Source organism: Companilactobacillus metriopterae (assembly GCF_002762335.1).
In the GTDB taxonomy this organism is placed as follows: domain Bacteria; phylum Bacillota; class Bacilli; order Lactobacillales; family Lactobacillaceae; genus Companilactobacillus; species Companilactobacillus metriopterae.
Map to the genome: position 1 here is coordinate 868,073 of NZ_CP024610.1, position 23,342 is coordinate 891,414.

At 33.3% G+C, this 23,342-nt stretch carries 26 protein-coding genes and 1 riboswitch; of the genes, 25 read left to right on the forward strand and 1 reads right to left on the reverse strand.

Annotated elements, in window-relative coordinates; genetic code table 11:
* Positions 1-8: 8 nt before the first annotated feature.
* On the forward strand, positions 9-809 hold the full coding sequence (minD, locus tag CS873_RS04250) for a septum site-determining protein MinD (RefSeq protein WP_099974632.1): 801 nt from the start codon (positions 9-11) through the stop codon (positions 807-809).
* A 30-nt stretch (positions 810-839) separates the two neighbouring features.
* A riboswitch (TPP riboswitch) is annotated at positions 840-940 on the forward strand.
* Positions 941-998: 58 nt separating this feature from the next.
* Complete coding sequence (thiT, locus tag CS873_RS04255) at positions 999-1,565, forward strand: energy-coupled thiamine transporter ThiT (protein WP_099974633.1); 567 nt, start codon at positions 999-1,001, stop codon at positions 1,563-1,565.
* 43 nt (positions 1,566-1,608) lie between these two features.
* Here the strand turns inward: thiT and CS873_RS04260 are convergent, their stop codons facing one another.
* Positions 1,609-1,731 (reverse strand): DUF4044 domain-containing protein, encoded by a 123-nt coding sequence (locus CS873_RS04260; RefSeq protein WP_099974634.1) that lies wholly within the window; start codon positions 1,729-1,731, stop codon positions 1,609-1,611.
* Between the two features lie 197 nt (positions 1,732-1,928).
* Here CS873_RS04260 and mraZ point away from each other — a divergent pair, with 197 nt between their 5' ends.
* The 23 genes from mraZ to CS873_RS04375 all read left to right on the forward strand — a co-directional run bounded on the left by mraZ (position 1,929) and on the right by CS873_RS04375 (position 23,338).
* Positions 1,929-2,360: a division/cell wall cluster transcriptional repressor MraZ gene (mraZ, locus tag CS873_RS04265; protein ID WP_099974635.1), complete on the forward strand. Its 432-nt coding sequence runs from the start codon at positions 1,929-1,931 to the stop codon at positions 2,358-2,360.
* Positions 2,350-3,300 (forward strand): 16S rRNA (cytosine(1402)-N(4))-methyltransferase RsmH, encoded by a 951-nt coding sequence (gene rsmH / locus CS873_RS04270; protein ID WP_099974636.1) that lies wholly within the window; start codon positions 2,350-2,352, stop codon positions 3,298-3,300. The genes mraZ and rsmH overlap by 11 nt, the downstream gene beginning before the upstream one ends.
* Before the next feature lie 21 nt (positions 3,301-3,321).
* Positions 3,322-3,693 (forward strand): cell division protein FtsL, encoded by a 372-nt coding sequence (gene ftsL / locus CS873_RS04275; protein ID WP_099974637.1) that lies wholly within the window; start codon positions 3,322-3,324, stop codon positions 3,691-3,693.
* Positions 3,690-5,876 (forward strand): penicillin-binding transpeptidase domain-containing protein, encoded by a 2,187-nt coding sequence (locus CS873_RS04280; RefSeq protein WP_099974638.1) that lies wholly within the window; start codon positions 3,690-3,692, stop codon positions 5,874-5,876. Before ftsL ends, CS873_RS04280 begins: the two co-directional genes overlap by 4 nt.
* Before the next feature lie 17 nt (positions 5,877-5,893).
* Positions 5,894-6,859 (forward strand): phospho-N-acetylmuramoyl-pentapeptide-transferase, encoded by a 966-nt coding sequence (gene mraY, locus CS873_RS04285; RefSeq protein ID WP_099974639.1) that lies wholly within the window; start codon positions 5,894-5,896, stop codon positions 6,857-6,859.
* 16 nt (positions 6,860-6,875) lie between these two features.
* Entirely contained in the window at positions 6,876-8,240 is a 1,365-nt protein-coding gene (gene murD / locus CS873_RS04290) for a UDP-N-acetylmuramoyl-L-alanine--D-glutamate ligase (protein ID WP_099974640.1), read from the forward strand.
* Between the two features lie 10 nt (positions 8,241-8,250).
* A complete protein-coding gene (gene murG, locus CS873_RS04295) occupies positions 8,251-9,348 on the forward strand; it encodes an undecaprenyldiphospho-muramoylpentapeptide beta-N-acetylglucosaminyltransferase (RefSeq protein ID WP_099975342.1) in 1,098 nt (365 codons plus the stop codon).
* 18 nt (positions 9,349-9,366) lie between these two features.
* Positions 9,367-10,065, forward strand: coding sequence for a cell division protein FtsQ/DivIB (locus CS873_RS04300; RefSeq protein WP_099974641.1), 699 nt, complete (start codon positions 9,367-9,369; stop codon positions 10,063-10,065).
* A gap of 81 nt (positions 10,066-10,146) precedes the next feature.
* Positions 10,147-11,499 (forward strand): cell division protein FtsA, encoded by a 1,353-nt coding sequence (gene ftsA / locus CS873_RS04305; RefSeq protein WP_099974642.1) that lies wholly within the window; start codon positions 10,147-10,149, stop codon positions 11,497-11,499.
* Between the two features lie 45 nt (positions 11,500-11,544).
* Positions 11,545-12,783 carry a cell division protein FtsZ gene (gene ftsZ / locus CS873_RS04310; protein ID WP_099975343.1) on the forward strand — a complete coding sequence of 413 codons (1,239 nt, stop codon included), beginning with the start codon at positions 11,545-11,547 and terminating at the stop codon, positions 12,781-12,783.
* 18 nt (positions 12,784-12,801) lie between these two features.
* A complete protein-coding gene (locus CS873_RS04315) occupies positions 12,802-13,191 on the forward strand; it encodes a cell division protein SepF (RefSeq protein WP_099974643.1) in 390 nt (129 codons plus the stop codon).
* A 17-nt stretch (positions 13,192-13,208) separates the two neighbouring features.
* Positions 13,209-13,475 carry a YggT family protein gene (locus CS873_RS04320; protein ID WP_099974644.1) on the forward strand — a complete coding sequence of 89 codons (267 nt, stop codon included), beginning with the start codon at positions 13,209-13,211 and terminating at the stop codon, positions 13,473-13,475.
* On the forward strand, positions 13,475-14,263 hold the full coding sequence (locus CS873_RS04325) for a YlmH family RNA-binding protein (RefSeq protein WP_099974645.1): 789 nt from the start codon (positions 13,475-13,477) through the stop codon (positions 14,261-14,263). Before CS873_RS04320 ends, CS873_RS04325 begins: the two co-directional genes overlap by 1 nt.
* A 10-nt stretch (positions 14,264-14,273) precedes the next feature.
* On the forward strand, positions 14,274-15,053 hold the full coding sequence (locus CS873_RS04330; protein ID WP_099974646.1) for a DivIVA domain-containing protein: 780 nt from the start codon (positions 14,274-14,276) through the stop codon (positions 15,051-15,053).
* Positions 15,054-15,231: 178 nt separating this feature from the next.
* Positions 15,232-18,012, forward strand: a complete 2,781-nt coding sequence (gene ileS / locus CS873_RS04335) for an isoleucine--tRNA ligase (RefSeq protein WP_099974647.1) — start codon at positions 15,232-15,234, stop codon at positions 18,010-18,012.
* Positions 18,012-18,251 carry a cold-shock protein gene (locus CS873_RS04340; RefSeq protein ID WP_099974648.1) on the forward strand — a complete coding sequence of 80 codons (240 nt, stop codon included), beginning with the start codon at positions 18,012-18,014 and terminating at the stop codon, positions 18,249-18,251. The genes ileS and CS873_RS04340 overlap by 1 nt, the downstream gene beginning before the upstream one ends.
* Before the next feature lie 97 nt (positions 18,252-18,348).
* A complete protein-coding gene (locus tag CS873_RS04345; RefSeq protein WP_099974649.1) occupies positions 18,349-18,915 on the forward strand; it encodes an NUDIX hydrolase in 567 nt (188 codons plus the stop codon).
* A complete protein-coding gene (locus CS873_RS04350; protein ID WP_099974650.1) occupies positions 18,908-19,204 on the forward strand; it encodes a hypothetical protein in 297 nt (98 codons plus the stop codon). Before CS873_RS04345 ends, CS873_RS04350 begins: the two co-directional genes overlap by 8 nt.
* Positions 19,205-19,224: 20 nt before the next feature.
* Positions 19,225-19,914, forward strand: coding sequence for a 5'-methylthioadenosine/adenosylhomocysteine nucleosidase (locus CS873_RS04355; protein WP_099974651.1), 690 nt, complete (start codon positions 19,225-19,227; stop codon positions 19,912-19,914).
* A 22-nt stretch (positions 19,915-19,936) separates the two neighbouring features.
* Entirely contained in the window at positions 19,937-21,091 is a 1,155-nt protein-coding gene (locus CS873_RS04360) for a cysteine desulfurase family protein (RefSeq protein WP_099974652.1), read from the forward strand.
* Between the two features lie 27 nt (positions 21,092-21,118).
* The gene (locus CS873_RS04365) at positions 21,119-21,457 is read left to right on the forward strand and encodes a hypothetical protein (RefSeq protein ID WP_099974653.1); all 339 of its coding nucleotides are present in this window, start codon (positions 21,119-21,121) and stop codon (positions 21,455-21,457) included.
* A gap of 11 nt (positions 21,458-21,468) precedes the next feature.
* Positions 21,469-22,590, forward strand: coding sequence for a tRNA 2-thiouridine(34) synthase MnmA (gene mnmA / locus CS873_RS04370; RefSeq protein WP_099974654.1), 1,122 nt, complete (start codon positions 21,469-21,471; stop codon positions 22,588-22,590).
* A 91-nt stretch (positions 22,591-22,681) separates the two neighbouring features.
* Positions 22,682-23,338, forward strand: a complete 657-nt coding sequence (locus CS873_RS04375; protein WP_099974655.1) for a histidine phosphatase family protein — start codon at positions 22,682-22,684, stop codon at positions 23,336-23,338.
* Positions 23,339-23,342 lie beyond the last annotated feature (4 nt).

Sequence of the window (23,342 nt, forward strand, 5' to 3'; positions counted from 1 at the left end):
TTTAGATAATGGGAATTTCAATTGTAGTAACGTCTGGTAAGGGTGGTGTAGGTAAAACTACAACTACTGCAAATATAAGTACAGCTCTAGCAAGTATGAATCAAAAAGTTTGTATGATTGATCTTGATATTGGGTTGAGAAATCTTGACTCCGTATTAGGATTAACCAATAGAATTGTTTATGATGTTTTGGATGTTGCTAGTCAAAGAGTTGCTATTTCTCAAGCACTAGTTAGAGATCCAAGATTTGACGATAATTTATATTTATTAGCTGCTTCTCAATTTGAAGACAAATATGCTTTAGACAAAGAATCTATTAGTGGCATTGTTGAATATCTAAAATCTAGATTTGATTTTGTTATTATCGATTGTCCTGCTGGTATAGAAGAAGGATTCCAAAATGCTGTCTCAGTTGCAGATGGTGCACTTATTGTAACTAACCCTGAAGTATCATCGATAAGTGACTCAGATCGTGTGGTTGGAATTCTAGAAGAATTAAACATGCCAGTGACACCTCACTTAATTATTAATAGAATTCGTAAAAATATGATTAACAATGGAACTTCAATGAATATAACTGATATTGTGGATCACTTAGGAATTCCTCTTATTGGTGTAGTTATTGATGAAGATGATGTTATCTATGCTTCTAACTCTGGACAAACAATTGTTAACGATCCAAACAGTGAAGCTGGTCGAGGATACAAAAATATAGCTAAGCGTATGTTGGGTGAGACAATTCCTTTAGATTTATTTGATGCCGAGGAAAAGAAACAAGGATTTATCGGCAGATTGTTTGGTAGACGTTAAATTCTGTGATATGGTAACAATAGTTAAATATGTCAACACAGGGGGAGCCGAATGGCTGAGAGTGGCAAATATGTCAGACCCTTTAAACCTGTTATGTTAGTACATGCGTAGGAATGTGTTATTAGATGCCTATTCGTTAGACTATTCTAACTCTCTTGTGATGACAAAAAATCATAAGGGAGTTTTTTTATGGAAAAAAAAGATGGGTTAATTATCTTAATAGAAGGAGCAATAATAACAGCTTTAGCTCAGGCATTGAATTATATACCACATTCAGTTGGTGCATCATCAATTGAAGTAGTATATGGGTTGGTTCCTATGGTTATATTTGCCCTGAGAAGGGGTCTCAAACCTGGATTGACGGCTGGATTAGTGTGGGGGATTCTTGATTTAATTTTAAGAGGATTTAGTAGTGGAGGATTTTTAAATCCTTTACAGGGATTTATAGAGTATCCAATCGCCTTTGCAGCAATTGGATTAGCTGGAATAGGAAGTACAAGAGTAAAAGAAAAAATACAAGAAGGAAAAAGTACATTCTTTGTAATCTTGATTTATTCCACAATAGGATTTTTTGCAAAGTATTTCTTACATTTTATTGCTGGTGGAATATATTGGGGATTGTATGCACCAAAAAATATGAATCCATGGATATATTCTCTAGTCATCAATGGAGGAAGTTTTCTAGCCAACTTAATTATGCTGTCGATAATTCTCGTATTTTTAAATAGATTTATAAATAGAATAATTAAAGTCTAAATAAAATAAAAAGAGGTTCTCACTTTTGTGAGAACCTCTTTTTTTAATTTATAAAACTAAAGACGGCTCCTAAAATAACTCCACCTAATGTAACAATGATCATCAACCAAATAATGACTTGTGTAATTCGAGTAATTGCACTTTTTTTCGGTTTTTGATTATTCATTAATCTTCACCACCTGATAATTGATAATTGAATGTTACTTCAAATTAAGAATATTTGCAATAAGTGGGATAATCCCCCACCTAGTTAAAATATTAATTTATCAGGCTTAATAAATAAAAATGATAAAAACTGAATAAAAAGTGGAGGATAGTGGTAGATTGTGGTAAATTTATATATGTGAGAAAGAGGTGATTTGGATGTTCATGGGAGAGTACCATCATACGATTGATGCAAAAGGACGTATTATCGTTCCAGCTAAGTTTCGTAAAGAAATGGAAGATGGATTTGTATTGACTCGTGGAATGGATGGTTGCTTATTCGGATATCCAATGAGCGAGTGGGAGAAGCTGGAACATCAGCTTGATAAACTTCCACTAACTAAGAAAGATGCACGTGCATTTACTAGATTCTTCTATTCAGCTGCTATGGAAGCAGAATTTGATAAGCAAGGAAGAATTAACATTTCAAACCCACTCACAGATTTTGCTAAATTAGAAAAAAATTGTGTCATTGTTGGAGTTTCAGATCGCATTGAAATTTGGGATGAAGACAAATGGACAGAGTTTAGCCAACAAGCAGAAGAAAATTTTGAAGATATATCGGAGAAGATGACTGATTTTGACTTCTAAAAATTTTGATCATACAACAGTTCTACTAAAAGAAACCATTGATGAAGTTAATCCGCGAGATAACTCAGTATTTGTGGATGCAACTTTTGGAAGAGGTGGACACACAACAGAATTGTTAAAAAGAATAAATAACAGTACTGTCTACGCTTTTGATCGTGATGAAGAAGCCATAAAAGTTGGTGAAGATATTCAAAATAATTCTGAAATCGTTGGTACAAATAAATTGATAATGATTCGTGATAACTTTGAAAATATCAAATCACGATTAAATGAATTAGGTGTTGAGTCAGTTGATGGTGTTGTCTATGACCTTGGTGTTTCATCACCACAATTTGACGATGCAACAAGAGGTTTTAGTTACAAGAAGGAAGCAAGATTAGACATGAGAATGGATCAGCGCCAATCTTTGGATGCTGAAGAAATTGTCAATACATGGTCATTCAATGAATTAGTAAGTATATTTTTCAAATATAGTGATGAGAAATTTGCTAAACAAATAGGCAGATCTATTGAAAAAACTCGAGAAGATCACAGAATTACATCCACATTGGAATTGGCTGATATCGTTAAAAATTCCATTCCTGCAGCAAAAAGAAGAACAGGTGGTCATCCTGCCAAAAGAGTTTTTCAAGCTATTAGAATTGCTGTAAATGATGAATTGGGATCAATTGAAAGATCGCTTGAAGGATCTATAGAGTTATTAGCACCTAAGGGACGTATCAGTGTTATTACATTCCAGTCCAAGGAAGACAGAATTGTAAAAAATATCTTTAAAGTCAATGCTCAAGTTGATGTACCTAGAGGCTTACCAGTTATACCAGATGATTTACAACCTGAGTTGAAATTGATTACAAGAAAGCCGATTCTACCTTCAGAATCAGAGTTAGATCAAAACAACCGCTCGCATAGCGCCAAATTAAGAGTTGTAGAAAAAATTTAATTATTATTATGGAGAATAATTATGAGAGAAAGTACAGCATTTAGAAATCAAGAACAATATCAAACAGTAGAACAACCACAACCTTCAGTAGTAAAAGCAACTGAAGTTATTACTAGAAAAGTTCCTATTTCTCCTATGGAAGTTATTTCCATAATAGGTGTTGCTATTGTTACCATGATTCTTATGGTTTCATTGGTTACTTTGCGAGCATCAATGACTACTTCTCAAAATAAATTAAATAAAATTAATACAGAAGCATCACAAACTACAACAAATAATGTAAACTTACAACAAGAGATCTCAGAATTAACAAGTTATGATAAATTATCAGCATTTGCAGCTGAACATAATTTGAAAATGAGTAATGAAAATGTAAGGAATGTTTCAAAATGAATTTTTCAAACTTCAGAAGAATAATAAAAAATAATTTATCAGACAAGAAAAGACGCAATGCTACAATTGTTGGAATAATAATTGGGGCGGTCACTATCTTGTCTTTTTCTGTATTCATAGGACAATTTTCTAGCGTTGCCATTACAAAAAGTAAAGATGGAATAAACCTTTCTGATAGAACAAAATTGAAATATCAAAAAGTTCAAAAGGTTAATGCCAAACGTGGAGATATTTTTGATAGTACAGGTAATGTAATAGCTGGTGAATCAACTATCTATAACGTTTATGCAGTTTTATCAAAAAAAGCAACTGATGAAAATGGCAAACCTGCTTATGTAAATAACAAAGAAAAGGTCGCTGAAGTCTTAAGTGATAATTTAGCTATCTCAAAAGAACAGGCTTTGAAATTTTTAAATCCTTCAGATAAAGGTGCCTACCAAGTTGAATTTGGTTCAGCTGGTCGTGGTATCTCTATTGAAGCTAAGAAAAAAATTGCCTCAAAAAATTTACAAGGAATTCAGTTTACAGAATTGCCATCACGTTCATATCCTAATGGTGTTTTTGCAACCAATTTAGTTGGAATTACTAAATCCAAGAGTTCAGATACTGGTAGCAATATTTCTGGTGTCATGGGAATTGAAAAGTACTTTAACAAGGTATTATCTGGTAAGGACGGCGAAACCGTATCAAAAGTAGATTCAAATAATAATATTTTGCCAGGTTCACAAACTGTTGGTAAACAATCAGAAAATGGTTCAAATGTGTACTTAACTTTAAATAGTAAAGTCCAACAGTATGTCGAAGTTCTAAGCCAAAATGTTGAAGAAAAGTATGATCCTAAAAATTTACAAGTAATTGTTATGAATGCTAAAACAGGTGCCATTGAGGCAGCTACACAACGTCCTACATTCAATCCTTCAACTGGTAAGGGTCTTGAGAATAGTTGGAGAGATACTTTGGTTGAAGATCAATATGAACCTGGTTCAGTAATGAAAATTTTGACTCTATCAGCTTCAATTGATTCTGAACACTACAATCCAAATGAGTATTTCAATTCTGGATCAGTGGAAATAGGAAGTCGTAAAATTAGTGATTGGGATAAAGCTGGATGGGGTTCTATACCATTGTCACAAGCCTTTCCAAGATCATCTAACGTAGGTATGGTTACTCTTGAACAAGAAATGGGTGCCAAAACATGGCTAAAATATATGAAAGATTTTCATATGGGTCAAAAAACTGGCATTGAACTTCCAGGAGAAGTTCCGGGGATGATTTCTTTTGATCACGCCAGTGATCAAGCAATGACATCCTTTGGACAAAGTGTCAACGTTAACGCTATTCAAATGCTTCAGGCAATATCAGCTATAGCTAATAATGGTGTGATGATTCAACCACAAATAGTAAAAAAGGTTGTTGATCCAACTACAGGAAAAACAACACAGAAATTTAAAACAAACGAAGTTGGGAAACCTATTAAGGCTTCAACAGCCAAACAAGTTAGAAATGCTATGCGTGAAGTTGTAACAGCGGATTATGGTACTGGACGCGTTTATGATGTTCCAGATGTTGAAGTGGGGGTTAAAACTGGTACTGCCCAGATTGCCTCACCTACGGGTGGTTATCTAACTGGATCAAGTAATTATATATTCTCAGTCGCCGGAATGGTTCCTTATAAAGATCCAAAATATATTGTTTATATAACGATGAAACAACCACAGTTAATGACTGAAGGTGCAGAACAAATGATTTCTGAGATATTTAACCCACTTGTAACTAGATTGGTTAATCAAGGTGATACACCTATAGAATCAACTAATGCATCAAGTCAGTATATAACTGTTCCTAATTTACTTAATAAATCAGTAGATGATGCATCAAAAGAAGTAGAGAAGCTGGGACTTCAAACTGGTATCATAGGTACTGGTAATAAAATTGTTCAACAAATTCCAACTAGTGGCGACAAGGTTATGAGTGGTCAAAGAATTGTATTGTTGACAAATGGAGCAATGACTATGCCTGATTTAACAGGATGGTCCAAGAATGACGTACTTAAATTTGCCGAAATCACAGGTAAAACTGTTCAAACAAAGGGCGATGGATATGTTACAAAACAATCAATTAAAAGTGATAAAGTTTTAGAAGATAAAACTAAAATAGTAATCACACTAAAAGACGCAAACTAATATTTTGGGGAAAAGATATGATTTTAAGTAAAATAATTATAGATATAGTTAGTACATTTGCTATAGTAGCCATTGCGATGCCTTATTTTATAGGATATTTGATTTCTAGGAATGAAGGTCAGTCCATTCGCGAAGAAGGACCAAAATGGCATGAGAAAAAATCAGGAACACCTACTATGGGAGGCTTAATTATAGTAATTGCGATGACAATTACTAACCTCTGGGTAGGATTATGGATGCATCAACTTACACATGCTCTGTTAATCACAACATTTGTGATTATTTTATATGCTGGTATCGGTTATATTGATGATTCAATTAAAGTATTCAAAAAGAGAAATATGGGATTAACCGCGCTTCAGAAATTATCATTGCAGATTATAGTTGGTCTTATTTTTCTTTCAGTCTACTTCTATGACAAATTGCCCGTTAATTTTACTATTCCTGGCTTATTTTCTATTAATTCATCAATCATCTTTTCAATATTTGTAGTATTCTGGCTTGTTGGATTTTCTAACGCTACTAATCTAACAGATGGGCTAGATGGACTTTTAGGTGGACTGGGTACTATCTCATATGCTACCTATGCATATATTGCTCTAAAGCAGGATAGAATTGATATCGCTATTGTTTGTTTATCTGTGGTAGGTGGATTATTAGCATTTTTAGTTTATAATCATAAGCCGGCCAAAATATTTATGGGTGATGTAGGATCACTAGCATTAGGGGCAGGATTGGCAGTTATCTCAATTTTGCTAGGTAGATATTGGTCTTTACTATTAATAGGATTAGTTTATGTTGTAGAAACTTTGAGTGTAATGATTCAAGTATTTTCTTTCAAAGTATTTAAAAGAAGAGTTTTCAAAATGACACCAATTCACCATCACTTTGAGATGTTAGGTTGGAGTGAATGGCAGGTTGATATTGTATTCTGGATTTGTGGTTTAGTGTGCTCATTGTTATATATCGTGTTCTTTATTTAAAAAAAGGGGTATTTAAATGAATTTAGATAGTATTTATTCCGGTAAAAAGATAATGGTATTAGGATTGGCCAAAAGTGGTTACGCTGTAAGTAATCTATTGGACAAATTGGATGCTAAATTAGTTATTGTTGATTCTAATGATTTGGAAGGCAACATTGAGGCTAATAAGCTTATTAAAAGAGGATTCGAAGTGCATACAGGTACCAATAATCCTGATTTAATAGATTCTAGCTTTGACTATTTAGTGAAAAATCCTGGGATAAAATATACTAATTCTATCGTTGAACGTGCCCTCAGCTTAGATATTCCAGTAATAACAGAACCTGAAGTAGCTTATTCCTTTTCAGATGCAACGATGGTAGGAGTTACTGGTTCAAATGGTAAAACAACAGTTACTACTTTAATTAGAGATATGCTAGCTAAATCATCTAAATTTAAGAAGTCTTATTATGCCGGAAATATAGGTATCCCAATATCTGATGTTGTAGAGAAAGCAACTCAAGATGATGTTATTGTGACTGAGTTGTCTAGTTTTCAATTAGAAGGAACAATTAATCTACACCCACATGTTGCAGTACTAAATAACATTTATTCAGCTCATTTAGATTTTCATGGTAATCGTGATAACTATGTAAAAGCAAAAATGAATATCACAAAGAATCAAACTGAAGAAGATTATTTTATTGTAAATTGGAATGATTCAGAGTGGCAAATTTTATCAAAAATATCCAAAGCAAAAGTTATTCCTTTCTCTGATAATAGTGTCTTGGAAAATGGCGCCTACGTTAAGGACAGTTCAATTTATTGGAAAAACGAAAAAGTTTTAGATGAAAAATCTATAAAAGTTCCTGGTGAACATAATGTTCAAAATATATTAGCGGCAGTGACCGTAGCAAAATTATTTAATGTTCAAAATGATGATATTGTGCGAGTTGTAGAAGAATTTAAGGGTGTAAAGCATCGAATACAGTTTGTCGATGAGATAGACAATGTTCGTTATTATAATGATTCTAAAGCAACAAATATTGAAGCAACTACAGTGGCTTTGCAATCGTTCAAGCAACCAATAAATTTGATTGCAGGTGGTCTTGATCGTGGGAATGGTTTTGATGAACTAGTTCCACAATTAAATAATGTAGTAAGTATATATTTGTATGGAGAAACAAAAGCAAAAATGAAGGTTGCTGCTGAACAAGCAGGAATAAAAAATATTTTTGTACTGGACACACTTCCTGAAGCAGTAAAATTAGCAAAAGATAATAGCAAAAAGGGTTCAGTAGTTTTACTATCACCTGCGGCAGCTAGTTGGGATCAATTTGATACATTTGAGCAACGTGGGGATTTATTCATTAAAGAAGTTGAAAAACTTAGAGGAGAATAGCATGTCAAAAATGCGAGTAGTTGTTTCTGGTGGAGGAACCGGCGGACACATTTATCCAGCTTTAGCATTAATAAATCGTTTAAAAGAACGTGATTTAATTGATGAGATATTATATGTTGGAACTGAGACAGGATTAGAAGAAAAGATTGTTAAAGAAAATGGAATACCATTCAAGACAATTAAAATTCAAGGTTTTAAAAGAAAGCTATCACTAGAAAATATAAAAACAGTCAATTTATTTATATCTAGTATCAGTAAGTCCAAAAAAATCCTCAAAGAATTTAAACCAGATATTGTCATTGGAACTGGGGGATACGTCTCTAGTGCCATTGTTTACGCTGCTCATTTAATGCATATTCCTACGATAATTCACGAGCAAAATACAATTGCTGGTGTTACAAATAAATTTTTGGGACATTTTGTTAATAATATTGCAATCGCTTTTGAAGAGGCTAGATCTCAATTTTCTGAGAAAAAGAAAATTGTTTTTACTGGAAATCCTCGTGCTCAAGAAGTTGTAAGTATTAAAAAAAATAACCGATTAGAGGATTTTAATCTTAATCCTCAAGAACCAACAGTTTTAGTATTTGGAGGCTCTAGAGGAGCAACTCCAATCAACAATTCATTTGTTCAAGATTTTGACAAATTTTCTGATGCTAACTATCAAGTATTATTTGTTACTGGCAATGCTCATTTTGCCAATGTTTCAGAAATATTGGGAGATAAAATGGATAGGTATCATAATATTTCGGTGGTTCCATATATAGAAAATATGCCTGAGATTTTACCAGATATTCAGCTTATAGTTGGACGTAGTGGTGCTACAAGTATTGCAGAAATTACAGCTCTAGGAATACCTGCAATTTTTATACCTAGTCCATATGTAACACATGATCATCAGACAGTTAATGCTCAATCAGTTGCAAAAAATGGTGCAGCAGTTGTATTGAAAGAACCAGATTTGAATGCTCAAAGCTTGTTTGATTCTGTGAACAGAATTATGACTGATGAATCAAAACAAAAAGAAATGTCTGAAAAATCAAAAGAAATTGGTGTACCAGATGCATCAGATAGATTGATTGACTTAATGAAGAAACTTACTGACTAGTTTTTATGGGGAAAATAAATGTCTAATAAAAGAAAGAAACTAATTAGAAATATTTTTGTTCTTGTTGTTGCAATAATCATTGTTTTCTTTGCTTACTTAGGTTCACCATTAAGTAGACTAAAAGAAATAGATGTTAAAGGGGTCAATGACTTAGGCGAACAACAAGTTATTGATGCAACAAAAATTAAAGATAACAGCAATATTTTAGGTATTGTTTTTCATGAAAAATCTATAAAGAATGAAACTATAAAAGAATTACCTTCAATAAAGGAACTATCATTTAATTTTTCTCATTTCAATAAACTGACTATCAATGTAAAAGAATCCGAAACATTAGGATTCATTGTAAAAAATGGATATTATTATCGGATAATAACTGATGGGAAAATTGTTGATAAAAAGATGAAGTCACCAATTGGAAATTACCCTTTGTACAGTGGATTTTCTAAAGGTGAGTTGAAGGATATTTCTAATAAATATGGAAAATTACCAAAAAGTGTAAAAACAAACATTTCAGAAATACATAAATCAGCCACTAAACTCAACCCTTACCGAATAAAAATTGACATGAATGACGGCAATCGAGTTGTTGCTGATAGTCGAACATTCCAGAAGAAAATGCAATATTATCCGGGTATAGCTTCACAAATGAAAGAAAAGGGTACTGTTGATTTACAAATTGGTGCTTATTCGTATCCGTTTGAAGAAAAGAAATAACTTTTATCTAAACTTTTTTATGTTAAAATTTTAGATAAGTGAAATATTTTGTAAACTAGGTAGGAGGAAGCGAATAAACTTATGGATGATTCTAAGTTTTTTGTTGGCTTAGATATTGGAACTAACTCTATTAAAGTAGTAGTTGGTGAAGCTATCGGTGATAAGCTAAATGTTGTTGGTGTCGGCAGTGAAAGATCTGAAGGCGTAAGTAAAGGCGTTATTGTTGATATCGATAAGGCCTCAGGTGCAATACAAAAAGCAGTAAAAAAAGCTGAAACTCAAGCCAATATAACTATTAAGGATGTTGTTTTAGGAATTTCGCCTAATATGATTCAAATCGAACAATGTCAGGGAATGTTAGCAATTGACTCTGAATCAAGAGAAATCAATGAGAATGATGTTAGACAAGTGATGTCTTCTGCAATGACTCAAAACTTACCTAGTGAGCGAGAAGTTGTATCATTGGTTCCTTCTAGCTTTTCAGTAGACGGATTCAAGGATATTAAAGATCCACGTGGGATGATTGGTGTTCGCTTAGAGATGGATGGTATTACATATACAGCTCCTAAGACTATTATCCACAATGCCAAGAAAGCAGTAGAACAGGCTGGATTAAATATCAAGCATAAAGTCATTGCTCCAATGGCCTTGAGTAAGGTAGTACTTAACTCAGGAGAATCTGATTTTGGTGCAATAATAGTGGATATGGGTGCAGGTCAGACAAGTGCGTCTGTAATTCACGATCGTAAATTAAAACTTTCAACTACAGATTTTGAAGGTGGAGATTTAATCACACATGATATATCAGTAGTTCTCAATACAACAATTGAAAATGCTAGCCAGTTGAAACTATATTACGGAAATGCTGATTCACTGGAAGCATCACTAGATCCTAATATTAGTGTTGATGTGGTAGGTGAAACTACACCACAAAATATTTCTGAAAAGGATTTAGCAGAAATAATCGAAGCAAGAATAGCACAAATTTTTGATCGAATTAAAGCACCTTTAGAAACATCAGGTGCTTTGTCATTACCTGGTGGAATTGTTCTAACAGGTGGAGTTGCTGCTACACCTAATATAGAAAAATTAGCCTCAGAAATTTTTGGTGTTAAAGTAAGAAGTTATGTTCCTGCACAGATGGGTATGAGGTATCCTTCGTACTCATTAGGTCTTGGACTGGTAACTTATGCAGCAGCTTTAAGTGAGGTAGGATTCATCGCTGACAATGTTGTCAATGGTGCGGTAGTTTCCAATATTGATGTCAGAGTTCGTCAAAATGAACCTGAACAACAACCTAAGAAGATGGAAACACCTAAGAAGCAACCTACTAAAAAATCTGCCCCTAAAGAGAAAAAATCAAGTGAGAAGAAATCAGATTCACGTGACCGCTTGTCAGGCTTGAAAGACTTTTGGAGTAAATTTTTCGATTAATTAACTAAAACAGATATAAAGATCTTGGAGGATCCTTTAATGACAATGGAATATTCATTAGACTCAAATGCTTCATCTGGAGCAATAATAAAAGTAATTGGTGTTGGTGGAGCCGGTGGAAACGCCGTAAATCGCATGGTGGATGCTGGAATTCAAGGTGTTGAATTTATTGCAGCAAATACTGATTTACAAGCTTTGAACCACTCAAAAGCTCAAACAAAAATTCAATTAGGACCTAAACTTACAAAAGGTCTTGGTGCAGGTTCTACACCAGAAGTAGGCCAAAAAGCTGCACAAGAAAGTGAAGAAACAATTCGTGAAGCACTTGCTGGAGCAGATATGATCTTTATTACTGCCGGAATGGGTGGTGGTACAGGTACAGGTGCTGCACCTGTAATCGCATCTATTGCAAAAGAAAGTGGTTCACTTACAGTTGGTGTTGTAACAAGACCTTTTGTATTTGAAGGACCTAAACGCTCAAAATTTGCTGCAGAAGGAATCGCTAACTTGAAGCAAAATGTTGATACATTGGTATCAATTTCAAACAGTAAGATTCTTGAAATTGTTGACAAGAGCACACCAATGAACGAAGCATTTAGTGTTGCTGATGATGTTCTAAAACAAGGTGTTCAAGGTATTTCTGACTTAATTACTTCAAATGGATTTGTTAATCTTGATTTTGCTGATGTTAAGACAGTTATGTCTGATCAAGGTTCAGCACTTATGGGTGTTGGTTTGGCTAATGGTGAAAACAGAATTTCTGAAGCCACAAATAAAGCAATTTCATCACCACTTCTAGAAGTTTCAATTGATGGTGCAAAGAACGTCCTTCTAAATATCACTGGTGGTTCAGATCTATCACTATTTGAAGCACAAGATGCTGCTCAAATTGTCACAGATCAAGCTACATCAGATGTTAACATCATATTTGGTACTTCTATTGATGAATCACTTGGTGATCAAGTTAAAGTTACAGTTATTGCTACAGGTGTTGATCAAGAACGTCCTTCTAGAAGAAACACTTCAAGACCTCAACCACAACCACCCGTTTTTGGCGGAACTGGTACTGATTCAATAACTATTGATAGAGGTGATAATCAACCACAATCTAAGTCTAATAATGTTGACCCATTGGCAGACTGGGATATTAATACAGAATCTTCTAATACATCTACATCTGGTGAAAAGAGTGATTTTGAAATTTTCCAAAAACCAGAAACATTTGATACAAACGATGATTCAGATGATTCTACACCACCAATTTTTAGACGTAGAAATAAATAACCAAAGGAGTTTTACATTATGGCATTTGAGAAATTAAATAGCTTTTTTGGAATAAACGACGAAGAAACAACTTCTGAACAATATGAACAAACAGAAACATTGCCTGAAAATGATAAAGTTGTATCAATGAATACTGAGGTTAGAAATACAGGAGCATCAAAAATCTCTATATTCCAACCTCGTGTTTATTCTGATGCTAAAACTGTAGCTAAACAGTTATTATCAAATAAGGCAGTAGTTGTAAATTTCAACAATATAAATGAAGATCAAGCAAAACGTGTTGTAGATTTCTTAACTGGAACGGTATTTGCAATTGATGGAGAGATAAAACGTGTCGGAGAAAAGATTTTCTTGTGTACACCTCCAAAATTTGAAATTGACGGAAGTATTCCTGATTTAACAGAATAAAATAATGAGGTAATTTTATGGACAGACTAGTTAATGGATTACCTATTTTCTTAGCCAATATTATAAATATATATAGTTTTATAATTCTTATATATTGTGTTCTTTCATTTTTCCCTGCTTTGTACAATTCAGCATTTGGGGTATTTATTAGATCTATGGTACAACCATTTTTAAATTTGATTTCAAGAATAATCCCTACTAGAGTAGGCTTTTTAGATATTTCTCCAGTTATTGCTTTCATTATACTGGAAATAATATCAGGTTTAATTTTAAGATTTCTATAATGGATAATAATGTTGGTGGAGGCTTTTTCCGTTCTGAGGAAAAGCCTTTTATAAACCGCATGAGTGAATTGCTTTTAAATGCTGAAACTACATACTCTCCTCAGATAACAGATTTTTTAAATCAAAGAGAAGTAACCATATTGGATAGTTTGTCTGGACAATATGAAGGAATATATGTTCATTATTTTGGTGGATACAATAATTCAGAACGTGTTAGAGCCATAATAGCACCGGACTACTATCAACCAGATGATGATGATTTTAAGATTGCACTTTATGAAATTAGATATCCTGAACGTTTTGCTAATTTGAGTCATGGGCAAATATTGGGTTCACTGACAGGAACTGGAATTAAACGTGATAAGATTGGCGATATAATTACCAATGGTAAAAAGTGGCAATTCTTTGTAATTGATAAAATGGGTGAGTACCTTAAAGAACAATTAACAAAAGTTGGATCCTTTAAAGTTCACATTCGAGAAAAAAAGTTTGTCGAAATGATTCTTCCAATTAATGAATCTCATGATAAAGTAATCAATGTTCAATCATTAAGAATAGATACAATCATAGCTACTGTATATGACATGTCTCGTCAAAATGCAAAATCTCTTGTGGAACACAATAGAGTCCAGTTAAATTGGACTAGTAATACAAATCCAAGTACATTTGTTGGAATAGGTGATACACTTAGTATTAGAGGTTTTGGAAGAATTAAAATTAATGATTTAATGGGTAAATCGAAAAATAACAAGTTTATTTTATTCGTTAATATTATTCATAATAGTTAGGAGTAATACTATGGTATTATCACCAATTGAAATTCATAATAAATCATTTGACCAAAAATTTAGAGGCTATGACCGTGACCAAGTTGATTCTTTTTTAGATCAAATTGTTAACGATTATGACCTTATTTTGCAACAGAACAATCAACTACAAGGTCAACTAAAAGAAATGAATGACCAATTGCAATACTTCAATGAAGTAAAAGATGCAATGAATCAGTCACTATTAGTTGCCCAAGAAGCGGCTGAAAATGTAAAATTAGGTGCTGAGAATGAAGCACAAATCATGTCTGATGAAGCACAGAAAAAAGCACGTCAGATACTTGATGAATCAACAGTACAGTCAAATCAAATACTTCAAGAAGCATCTGAAAAAGCGCAAACTGTTTCTGCAGAAAGTGATCTTTTGAAATCTAATACTGACCGTTTGAGAGCAAATCTACAAGAATTACTTCAACAACAGTTAGATATGATTCAAAGCCCGCAGTGGGAAAATCTTACTTCAGAGATTGCTTCGAGCAATTTAAAACAAATGATTAGTCCTTCAGTTCCAGAAATGCTTGCACAAGATGATGGAACATATTATGATAATGATATGTCAAAAAACGACATGAATTATCAAGAAGATAATCAATATTATCAGGAGCCAAATACAGACAATCCAGAATACATTGAAGACAATTATTCTGATTCAGAGTATGAAGAACTTGCTAATAACCAAGATTCACAGTATGTTGATAATGAGAATCAAGAATCAACTGATGATCAACCACAAGATACTGAGAATAATTAAAAAAGACGCATTTATAGGTGTGAAATTTAAAGCGAGCTAATGTTGGTGTGAGATTAGTAAATGGATGCCTGTAAATATCACTTTTTTTCATAATTTAATTAATTTTACCAATAGGTGGTACAGCGAGAACTCGTCCTATAATGGGCGGGTTCTTTTTATTTTATAATGGGGTGAAGAGATGAAAGTAAAAGATACATTAAATTTAGGAAAAACTGAATTTCCAATGCGTGGTGGCTTGCCTACCAAAGAAGTAGAGTGGCAAAAAGAATGGGACGATGCTGATTTATATAATCAACGTCAAAAATTAAATGAAGGGAAACCTTCTTTTAATTTTTTGGATGGTCCTCCATTTGCTAATGGTGATATTCACATGGGGCATGCACTAAATAAAATTTCAAAAGATATTATCATTCGATACAAATCTATGAGTGGATTTAGAGCACCATTTGTACCAGGATGGGATACACATGGTCTACCTATTGAACAACAACTAGCCAAAAAAGGTATTAAACGTAAAGAAATGGGTATGATTGAATACCGTCAATTATGTAAAGATTATGCTGAAGGTGAAATTAAGAAACAACTAGAAGGTTTTAAACGTCTAGGTATTTCAGCTGATTTTGACAATCCTTATATTACTTATCAACCAGAATTTGAAGAACAAGAAGTGAAAATTTTTGGTGAGATGGTAGAAAAAGGTTACATTTATCGTGGTAAAAAACCAGTTTATTGGTCACCATCTTCTGAGTCAACATTAGCTGAAGCTGAAATTGAATATAAAGATATTAAGTCACCTTCAATCTTTGTTGCATTTAAAGTACGAGATGGCAAAGATCTTTTAGAAGACGATACTTCATTTATTATTTGGACAACAACACCTTGGACAATACCTGCAAATTTAGCTATTTGTGTTAACCCTGCATATAACTATGCTCTAATTAATGCAGATGGTAAGAAATATGTTGTTGCTGAAGAACGTATCAACTTCATGACTGAAAAACTTGATTGGAAGCAAGTTGAAACAATCAAGACATTTAAAGGTGCAGAATTAGAAGGTTTAACAGCTACTCATCCACTATATGATAGAGAATCATTATTGATCCTTGGAAATCATGTTACTTTAGACGATGGTACAGGTTTGGTTCATACAGCTCCTGGATTTGGTGCAGATGATTACAATGCTGGTATGAAGTATAAATTACCAGTGTTCTCACCAATTGATTCACGTGGACGTTTTACAGATGAAGTACCTGAATACGAAGGTATTTTCTATGATGATGCAAATAAAATGGTTGCTGATCGAATGAAAGAAAATGGCTCACTTTTGAGTTTGTCATTCTTCGAACATAGCTATCCACATGATTGGAGAACTAAAAAACCGGTTATTTTCAGAGCTACACCTCAATGGTTTGCTTCAATTGATAAATTTAGAGATCAAATTCTTGCTGAAATTGAAAAAGTAGAATTCTCTCCTGAATGGGGTAAGACAAGGCTTTACAATATGATTAGAGATCGTGGCGACTGGGTTATTTCACGTCAACGTGCCTGGGGTGTACCACTACCAATTTTCTATGCAGAAAATGGTGATCCAATTATGACCAAAGAAACAATTGACCACGTTGCTGAATTATTTGGTAAGTATGGTTCAAATGTTTGGTTTGAAAAAGATGCAAAGGATCTTCTACCAGAAGGTTTTACACATCCAAGTAGTCCAAATGGTGAATTTACCAAAGAAACAGATATCATGGATGTCTGGTTTGATTCAGGTACTGCACATGCAGGTGTTTCACAAGCAAGACCTAATTTAGGATTCCCAGCAGATCTAATTTTGGAAGGATCTGACCAATATCGTGGTTGGTTCAACTCTACATTAGTAACTTCTGTTGCTGCTAATGGAGTTGCACCTTACAAGAAGATTATCTCTCAAGGATTTACGCTTGATAAAAATGGTGTAAAAATGAGTAAATCTCTTGGTAATGTTATTGCTCCTAGTGATATAGAACGTCAATTTGGTGCAGAAATTATTAGATTATGGGTTGCTTCAATTGATGCAAGTTCAGATGTAGCTGTAACAGTTGATTCATTTAAGCAAGTTTCTGAAGCATACCGTAAAATCCGTAATACAATGAGATTTATGCTTGCTAATACAGATGACTTTGATCCATCAAAAGATCGTGTTGAATTTAATGATTTAAGACCAGTTGATCAATATCTAGTAGTTAAATTAAATGAATTAGTAGAAAAAATCACTGCTGATTATGAAAACTATGATTTTGCTGATGTTAATAAATCAGCTTCACTATTTATTGTGAATGAATTGTCATCTTTCTATTTAGATTTTGCTAAGGATGTTGTCTACATCGACGCTGAAAATTCTCATGCCAGAAGATCAATGCAAACAGTTATCTATGATACTGTGGTTAAATTGTCTAAGCTTCTAACACCAATTCTTCCGCATACTATGGAACAAGTATTCAAGTATTTGAAAGAGTCGGAGGATTTTGTACAACTGTCAGAAATGCCTGTTGTTGAAAACTTTGAGGGTCAAGACGCTATCAAAGAACAATGGTCTAAATTTATGGACTTTAGAAATGATGTTCAAAAATCATTGGAAATTGCTCGTGAGAACAAGTTGATCGGTAAATCTTTAGAAGCAAAGGTAACTATTTATCCAAGTTCTGCATTATTAGAACTTTTAAATGGTTTGGATAGTGATTTAGGTCAACTATTAATTGTTTCTGATTTTGAAATCAGTGATCAAGCTGCACCTGATTCAGCAGACAAATATGAAAATTCAAGTGTGCTTATTGAAAAAGCAGATGGAGAAGTATGTTCACGTTGTCGTATGGTTAAGACAGATGTTGGATCTGATGCTGATTATCCTGAATTCTGTGCAAGATGTGCTAAGATTGTTAGAGAAGAATATCCAGAAACAATTAGTGAAGGATTTGAAGCATAATGGACGAAAATAAATTTGTCGGTAAAATTGTAAGGTTCAATAAAGATCGTGGTTTTGGATTTGTTAAAGCAGATGATGAAGATATCTTTTTCTTTGCAGATTCAGTTTTAAATCGAGATGACTATTTTATTCAAACTAATTTAGATGTTGAATTTGAAGTTGCTCCCGGTTTTAAGGGACCACAAGCTATTAATATTACAATTTTTGAAGAAAATGAAGATGAAGAAAGCACTCTCTAGGAGTGCTTTTTTTGTACTGTTTTTATCTTAAAAATTGCGTGTTACAATATAACGTACAGATATTTTATTTATCGACTATTTTAAAATGGAGATAATTATGAATAAAGAAGATTCTAAGTTTTATGAACAAGTGATTGAAACAAAAGATGTATTTGGCGGAAAAGTAATAGGCGTTCAAGTTGAACAAGTTATTTTACCTAATGGAGTTCCAGCTATCAGAGAAGTAGTAAGACATAATGGTGCAGTTGCTGTGTTACCTTTCATTGATGACAAAGTAATGTTTGTTAGACAATATAGGACACCACTAGAACAAGAAACTTTGGAGATACCTGCTGGTAAAATTAACCCTGATGAAGGTTCTGATCTTTTAGAAGTAATAAAACGAGAAATGAATGAAGAATTAGGATATACTACAGAAGATATTGAAAAAATTATTTCTTTTTTCCCAAGTCCTGGTTATTCCGATGAAAAGCTAACAGTTTTTAAAGCAACTAATCTGAAAAAGTTAGAGTTCAAGGATTCATTAGATGATGATGAATTTTTAGATGTGGAAGCTTTGACTTTAGAAGAAGCTAAACAACAAATAGAACTTGGATACATTTGTGACGCAAAAACTATTTTTGCTGTAAATTATTGGGAACTTATGGAGTTAAAAGGTGAATAAATTTTTAGATAGTTTTAAAAACTTTTTTGGATTCAGTGACAAAGAAACTCCTACAAGTGGAGCTGCTGTCCCAATTGATCAATTGGAAAAGAAACAAGCTGAAATTAGGAATACTGAACGCTTGCAGGCAGAACGTGAGTATAGTCGAAAACATCCGGAAGTTATAAAAAAAGAAATAAATGAAGCAACTGAATACAAAATAAAACGATTAAAGAATAGACTGAATATAGCTATTATTACCGTAATTGGCTTATTGGTTTTAGTAGTTTTGATCCTATTTTATATTTAAATTAAAAGGAGAATATAGTTATGAAAATTGGCGTAATTGTCCCAATGGAAGAAGAAATCAAATTAATTAGAGAATCACTAGAGGACGTAAAAAAAGACACTATTGCTGGTCGTGAGATTACCCAAGGTAAATATAATGGACACGAATTATACTTAGCTCTATGTGGAATAGGTAAAGTTCAAGCAGGTATGACTGCAACTATTATCAATGATAAATTTAATCCAGATGTACTAATAAACACAGGTTCTGCTGGTGGGATTGGTACAGGATTAAGTATTGGTGATGTAGTGATTTCTAGTAAACTAGCTTACCATGATGCTGATGCAACTGCATTTGGATATGCATTAGGTCAATTACCAGATCAACCACTATATTTCGAAGCAGATGATTCTTACGTTAAAAAGATAGAACAAGCAGCTGTCGCATCAAATCTTAATTACCATACGGGATTGATTGTTACTGGAGATCAATTCATTGACAGCTCAGAAAAAATTGATAAAATTAAAAAAATGTTCCCAGATGTGTTAGCTTCTGAAATGGAAGGTGCTGCTGTAGCTCAAGTATGTACACAGTTTAAAACACCATTTGTAGTTATTAGAGCTATGAGTGACGTTGGTGACGAAAATGCTGATGTAAACTTTGACGAATTTGTTATCCAAGCAGGTAAAAATTCTGTACAAATGTTACTCAACTTTTTAGATAGAGAATAATTAAAGTCAAGAGGCGAGAAAATTGAATTATACTTTTTTAGATAATGCAGCGACAACTCCCATGGCTAAAGAAGTAATTGAAGAAATTAATGACAAAATGATTAATGTTTTTGGTAATGCATCATCTACTAATTTTTATGGTAGACAAGCTAAGGGTGTTTTGGAGACATCTCGCCATACCATTGCGCAAAGTATTGGTGCCAAAGATACGGAAATTGTATTTACTAGTGGTGGAACAGAAAGTGATAATACAGCAATTATTTCTACTGCACTTTCTAGATCTGAGCAAGGTAAACACATTATTACTACTGCCGTCGAACACGAGGCGGTAATGAAATCAATGGCATATCTTGAAAATCTTGGATTTGATGTGACTTATTTAAAACCAAATGAAGAGGGATCAATAACTTCAGAACAAGTTCAGTCTTCATTAACTGATGAAACTATTCTTGTTTCAGTGATGTATGGTAATAATGAAACTGGTGCTATAAACCCTATTTGTGAAATTGGCGAATTATTAAAGGATAGTCAGGCCTTATTTCATGTGGATGCTGTTCAAGCATATGGAAATTATGATTTAGACGTTAATGACCTGCATGTGGACTTCTTGTCAACCTCAGCTCATAAAATTAATGGTCCTAAATTTATTGGGTTTCTATATATTAGGGATGGGATCGTAATACCATCTTATTTAAAGGGTGGAGATCAAGAAACAAAACGCCGTGCAGGAACAGAAAATGTACCGGCAATAGCTGGCTTTGCAAAAGCTGTTGAATTGATTTCAGATGTGGATAAACAAAAGATACAAGAAAAGTACTTTGGATATAAAAAAATAATTTTTGATATACTTAGACAAAATGATATTAAGTTTGAAGTAAATGGTTCGACAAAAATAGAATCACTAAATCAAATTTTAAATATTTATTTACCAGGTATTGAACGAGGAATTCTATTAACTAGATTGGATATCGATGGATATGGTGTTTCAGGTGGTTCTGCTTGTACAGCCGGCAGTTTAGAACCATCACATGTCATCTCTGCAATGTTTGGAGAAGACAGTCCCAGATTAAATGAATCAATTCGTATTAGTTTTGGGAAATACAATAATGAAGAAGAAATAAAAAACTTTTCAGAAGCACTTGTCAAAATCGTTATAGATTTGGATAATATAAATTAATTTTTAAATGTATTAAGGGGAAGAATTATGGAAAAAAATCAAGCTCAAGTATTAGGTGATAAGGACGTATACGAAATTAGTCCAGAAATTAAAAAATATGCACTTTTAGATGTTGGTTTCAGAGAAACTAAACAAAAGAATTTTAGACTAGAACGTCCTATCTCAGGTGATTCACCATACAATGCCAAATATACATTGAAGGTTAATATTGATAAGGATTTTACTACCTTAAAAATGGATATCACTGATAAAAGTGGTTTACATAATTTAGATATATTCAAAGTGGAAGGTTCAGAACCTGAAATTCAAGATTTCCATTATCAAACAGAATTTATGATTGAGAAAAATATTTTAATTAAGAAGTAGAGGAAAAAAAGATGGATAACTCTAAGAAGAGAGTTGTTGTAGGTATGAGTGGAGGAGTGGATTCTTCAGTAACTGCCTACTTATTAAAGCAGCAAGGATACGACGTTATCGGTGTATTTATGAAAAATTGGGATGACGCTGATGATGAGTCGGGCGTATGTACAGCAACAGAAGATTATGAAGATGTAGCAAAGGTTGCTAACAAGATTGGTATACCTTATTACTCTGTTAATTTCCAAAAGGAATATTGGGATCGTGTATTTGAGTACTTTTTAGATGAGTATCGCAAGGGTAGAACTCCAAATCCTGATGTTATGTGTAACAAGGAAGTTAAATTTAAAGCATTCCTAGATTATGCAAATCAGTTGAATGCTGATTATATTGCCATGGGTCACTATGCACAAACATATCGTGATGAAGATGGTGTAGTTCATTTACTTAGAGGAGGAGATTCTAATAAGGATCAAACATACTTCTTGAGTACAGTACAACAAGAGCAATTACAAAAGGCTCTATTCCCAATTGGTGGTATGCAAAAGTCAGAAGTACGCCAAATCGCTGAAGAGGCAGGATTAGCTACAGCTAAAAAGAAAGATTCAACTGGTGTATGTTTCATTGGTGAAAGAAACTTTAGAAAGTTTCTTGGTGAATTTCTTCCTGCTCAAGGTGGTCAAATGATGACACCTGATGGTGAAATCAAAGGAAATCACATGGGTCTTATGTATTACACAATTGGACAAAGATCTGGTCTTGGTATAGGTGGAGACGGTAAGTCAAATGAGCCTTGGTTTGTAGTTGGTAAGGATATGGATAAAAATATTCTTTACGTAGATCAAGGATTCGATAATCCATTACTTTACGCTGATCAATTAGAAGCCAGTGATCTTTCGTTCATTACAGGTTTGGATTACGGTGAAGAATTCCACTGCACAGCTAAGTTTAGATATCGTCAACAAGATACTGGTGTTACTGTTCATATGAAAGAAGACGGTAAAGTTGTCGTTGATTTCGATGAACCAGTGAGAGCAATCACACCAGGTCAAGAAGTTGTTTTCTACAATGGCGACGAGTGTCTAGGTGGAGCAACAATTGATAATGCTTATATGAAGTCAGAAAAGTTACAATATATTTAAAAGTTCACATTAGTGAGCTTTTTTTATTTACTTGAAAATAAGTAGTAAAATCTACATAATTAAGTTTATAAATAAAAAAGAGAGACATAAGATGGATCTATACTTTGTAAGACACGGAAAAACAGAATGGAACTTAGAGGGCAGATACCAAGGGGGAAGTGGGGACTCACCACTTTTGCCAGAAAGTATTGCTGACATAAAGTTATTAGCTAATAGATTAAGTGATATCGATATCAAACATGTGTATTCAAGTCCCTTAAAACGTGCAAAAATGACTTCTGAGGTGCTTATTGAAGATTTAGGTAAAGATATACCTATTACACTTGTAGACGGCCTAAGAGAGTTCAATTTAGGAATTATGGAAGGCCAAAAATTTAGTGACCTAGAAGTTGAAATGCCGGAAGTTGTTCACGCATTTAGATATAGTCCATTGGATTATGACTATAAAAAAATCAAAGGTGAGTCATTTGAAGATGTTGCGGATAGAACAACAAAAGCTATCTATAACATTGTAGCTAATTATGAACCTGATGATAGTTTGGTTATTGTAGGTCATGGTGCTTCGTCTGTAGATATGATTCAGTCGTTGTTAGGAAAATCTATTTCAGAAATTAGAGATTATGGTGGCTTATCTAACACAAGTTTGACTCATCTTGATTACGATGCAGAAAATAAGAAATTTAAATTAATTAAATGGAATGAAACTGATTATTTGAATAAGGAATTAGATAAATCAGATACTCTTTGAGGAA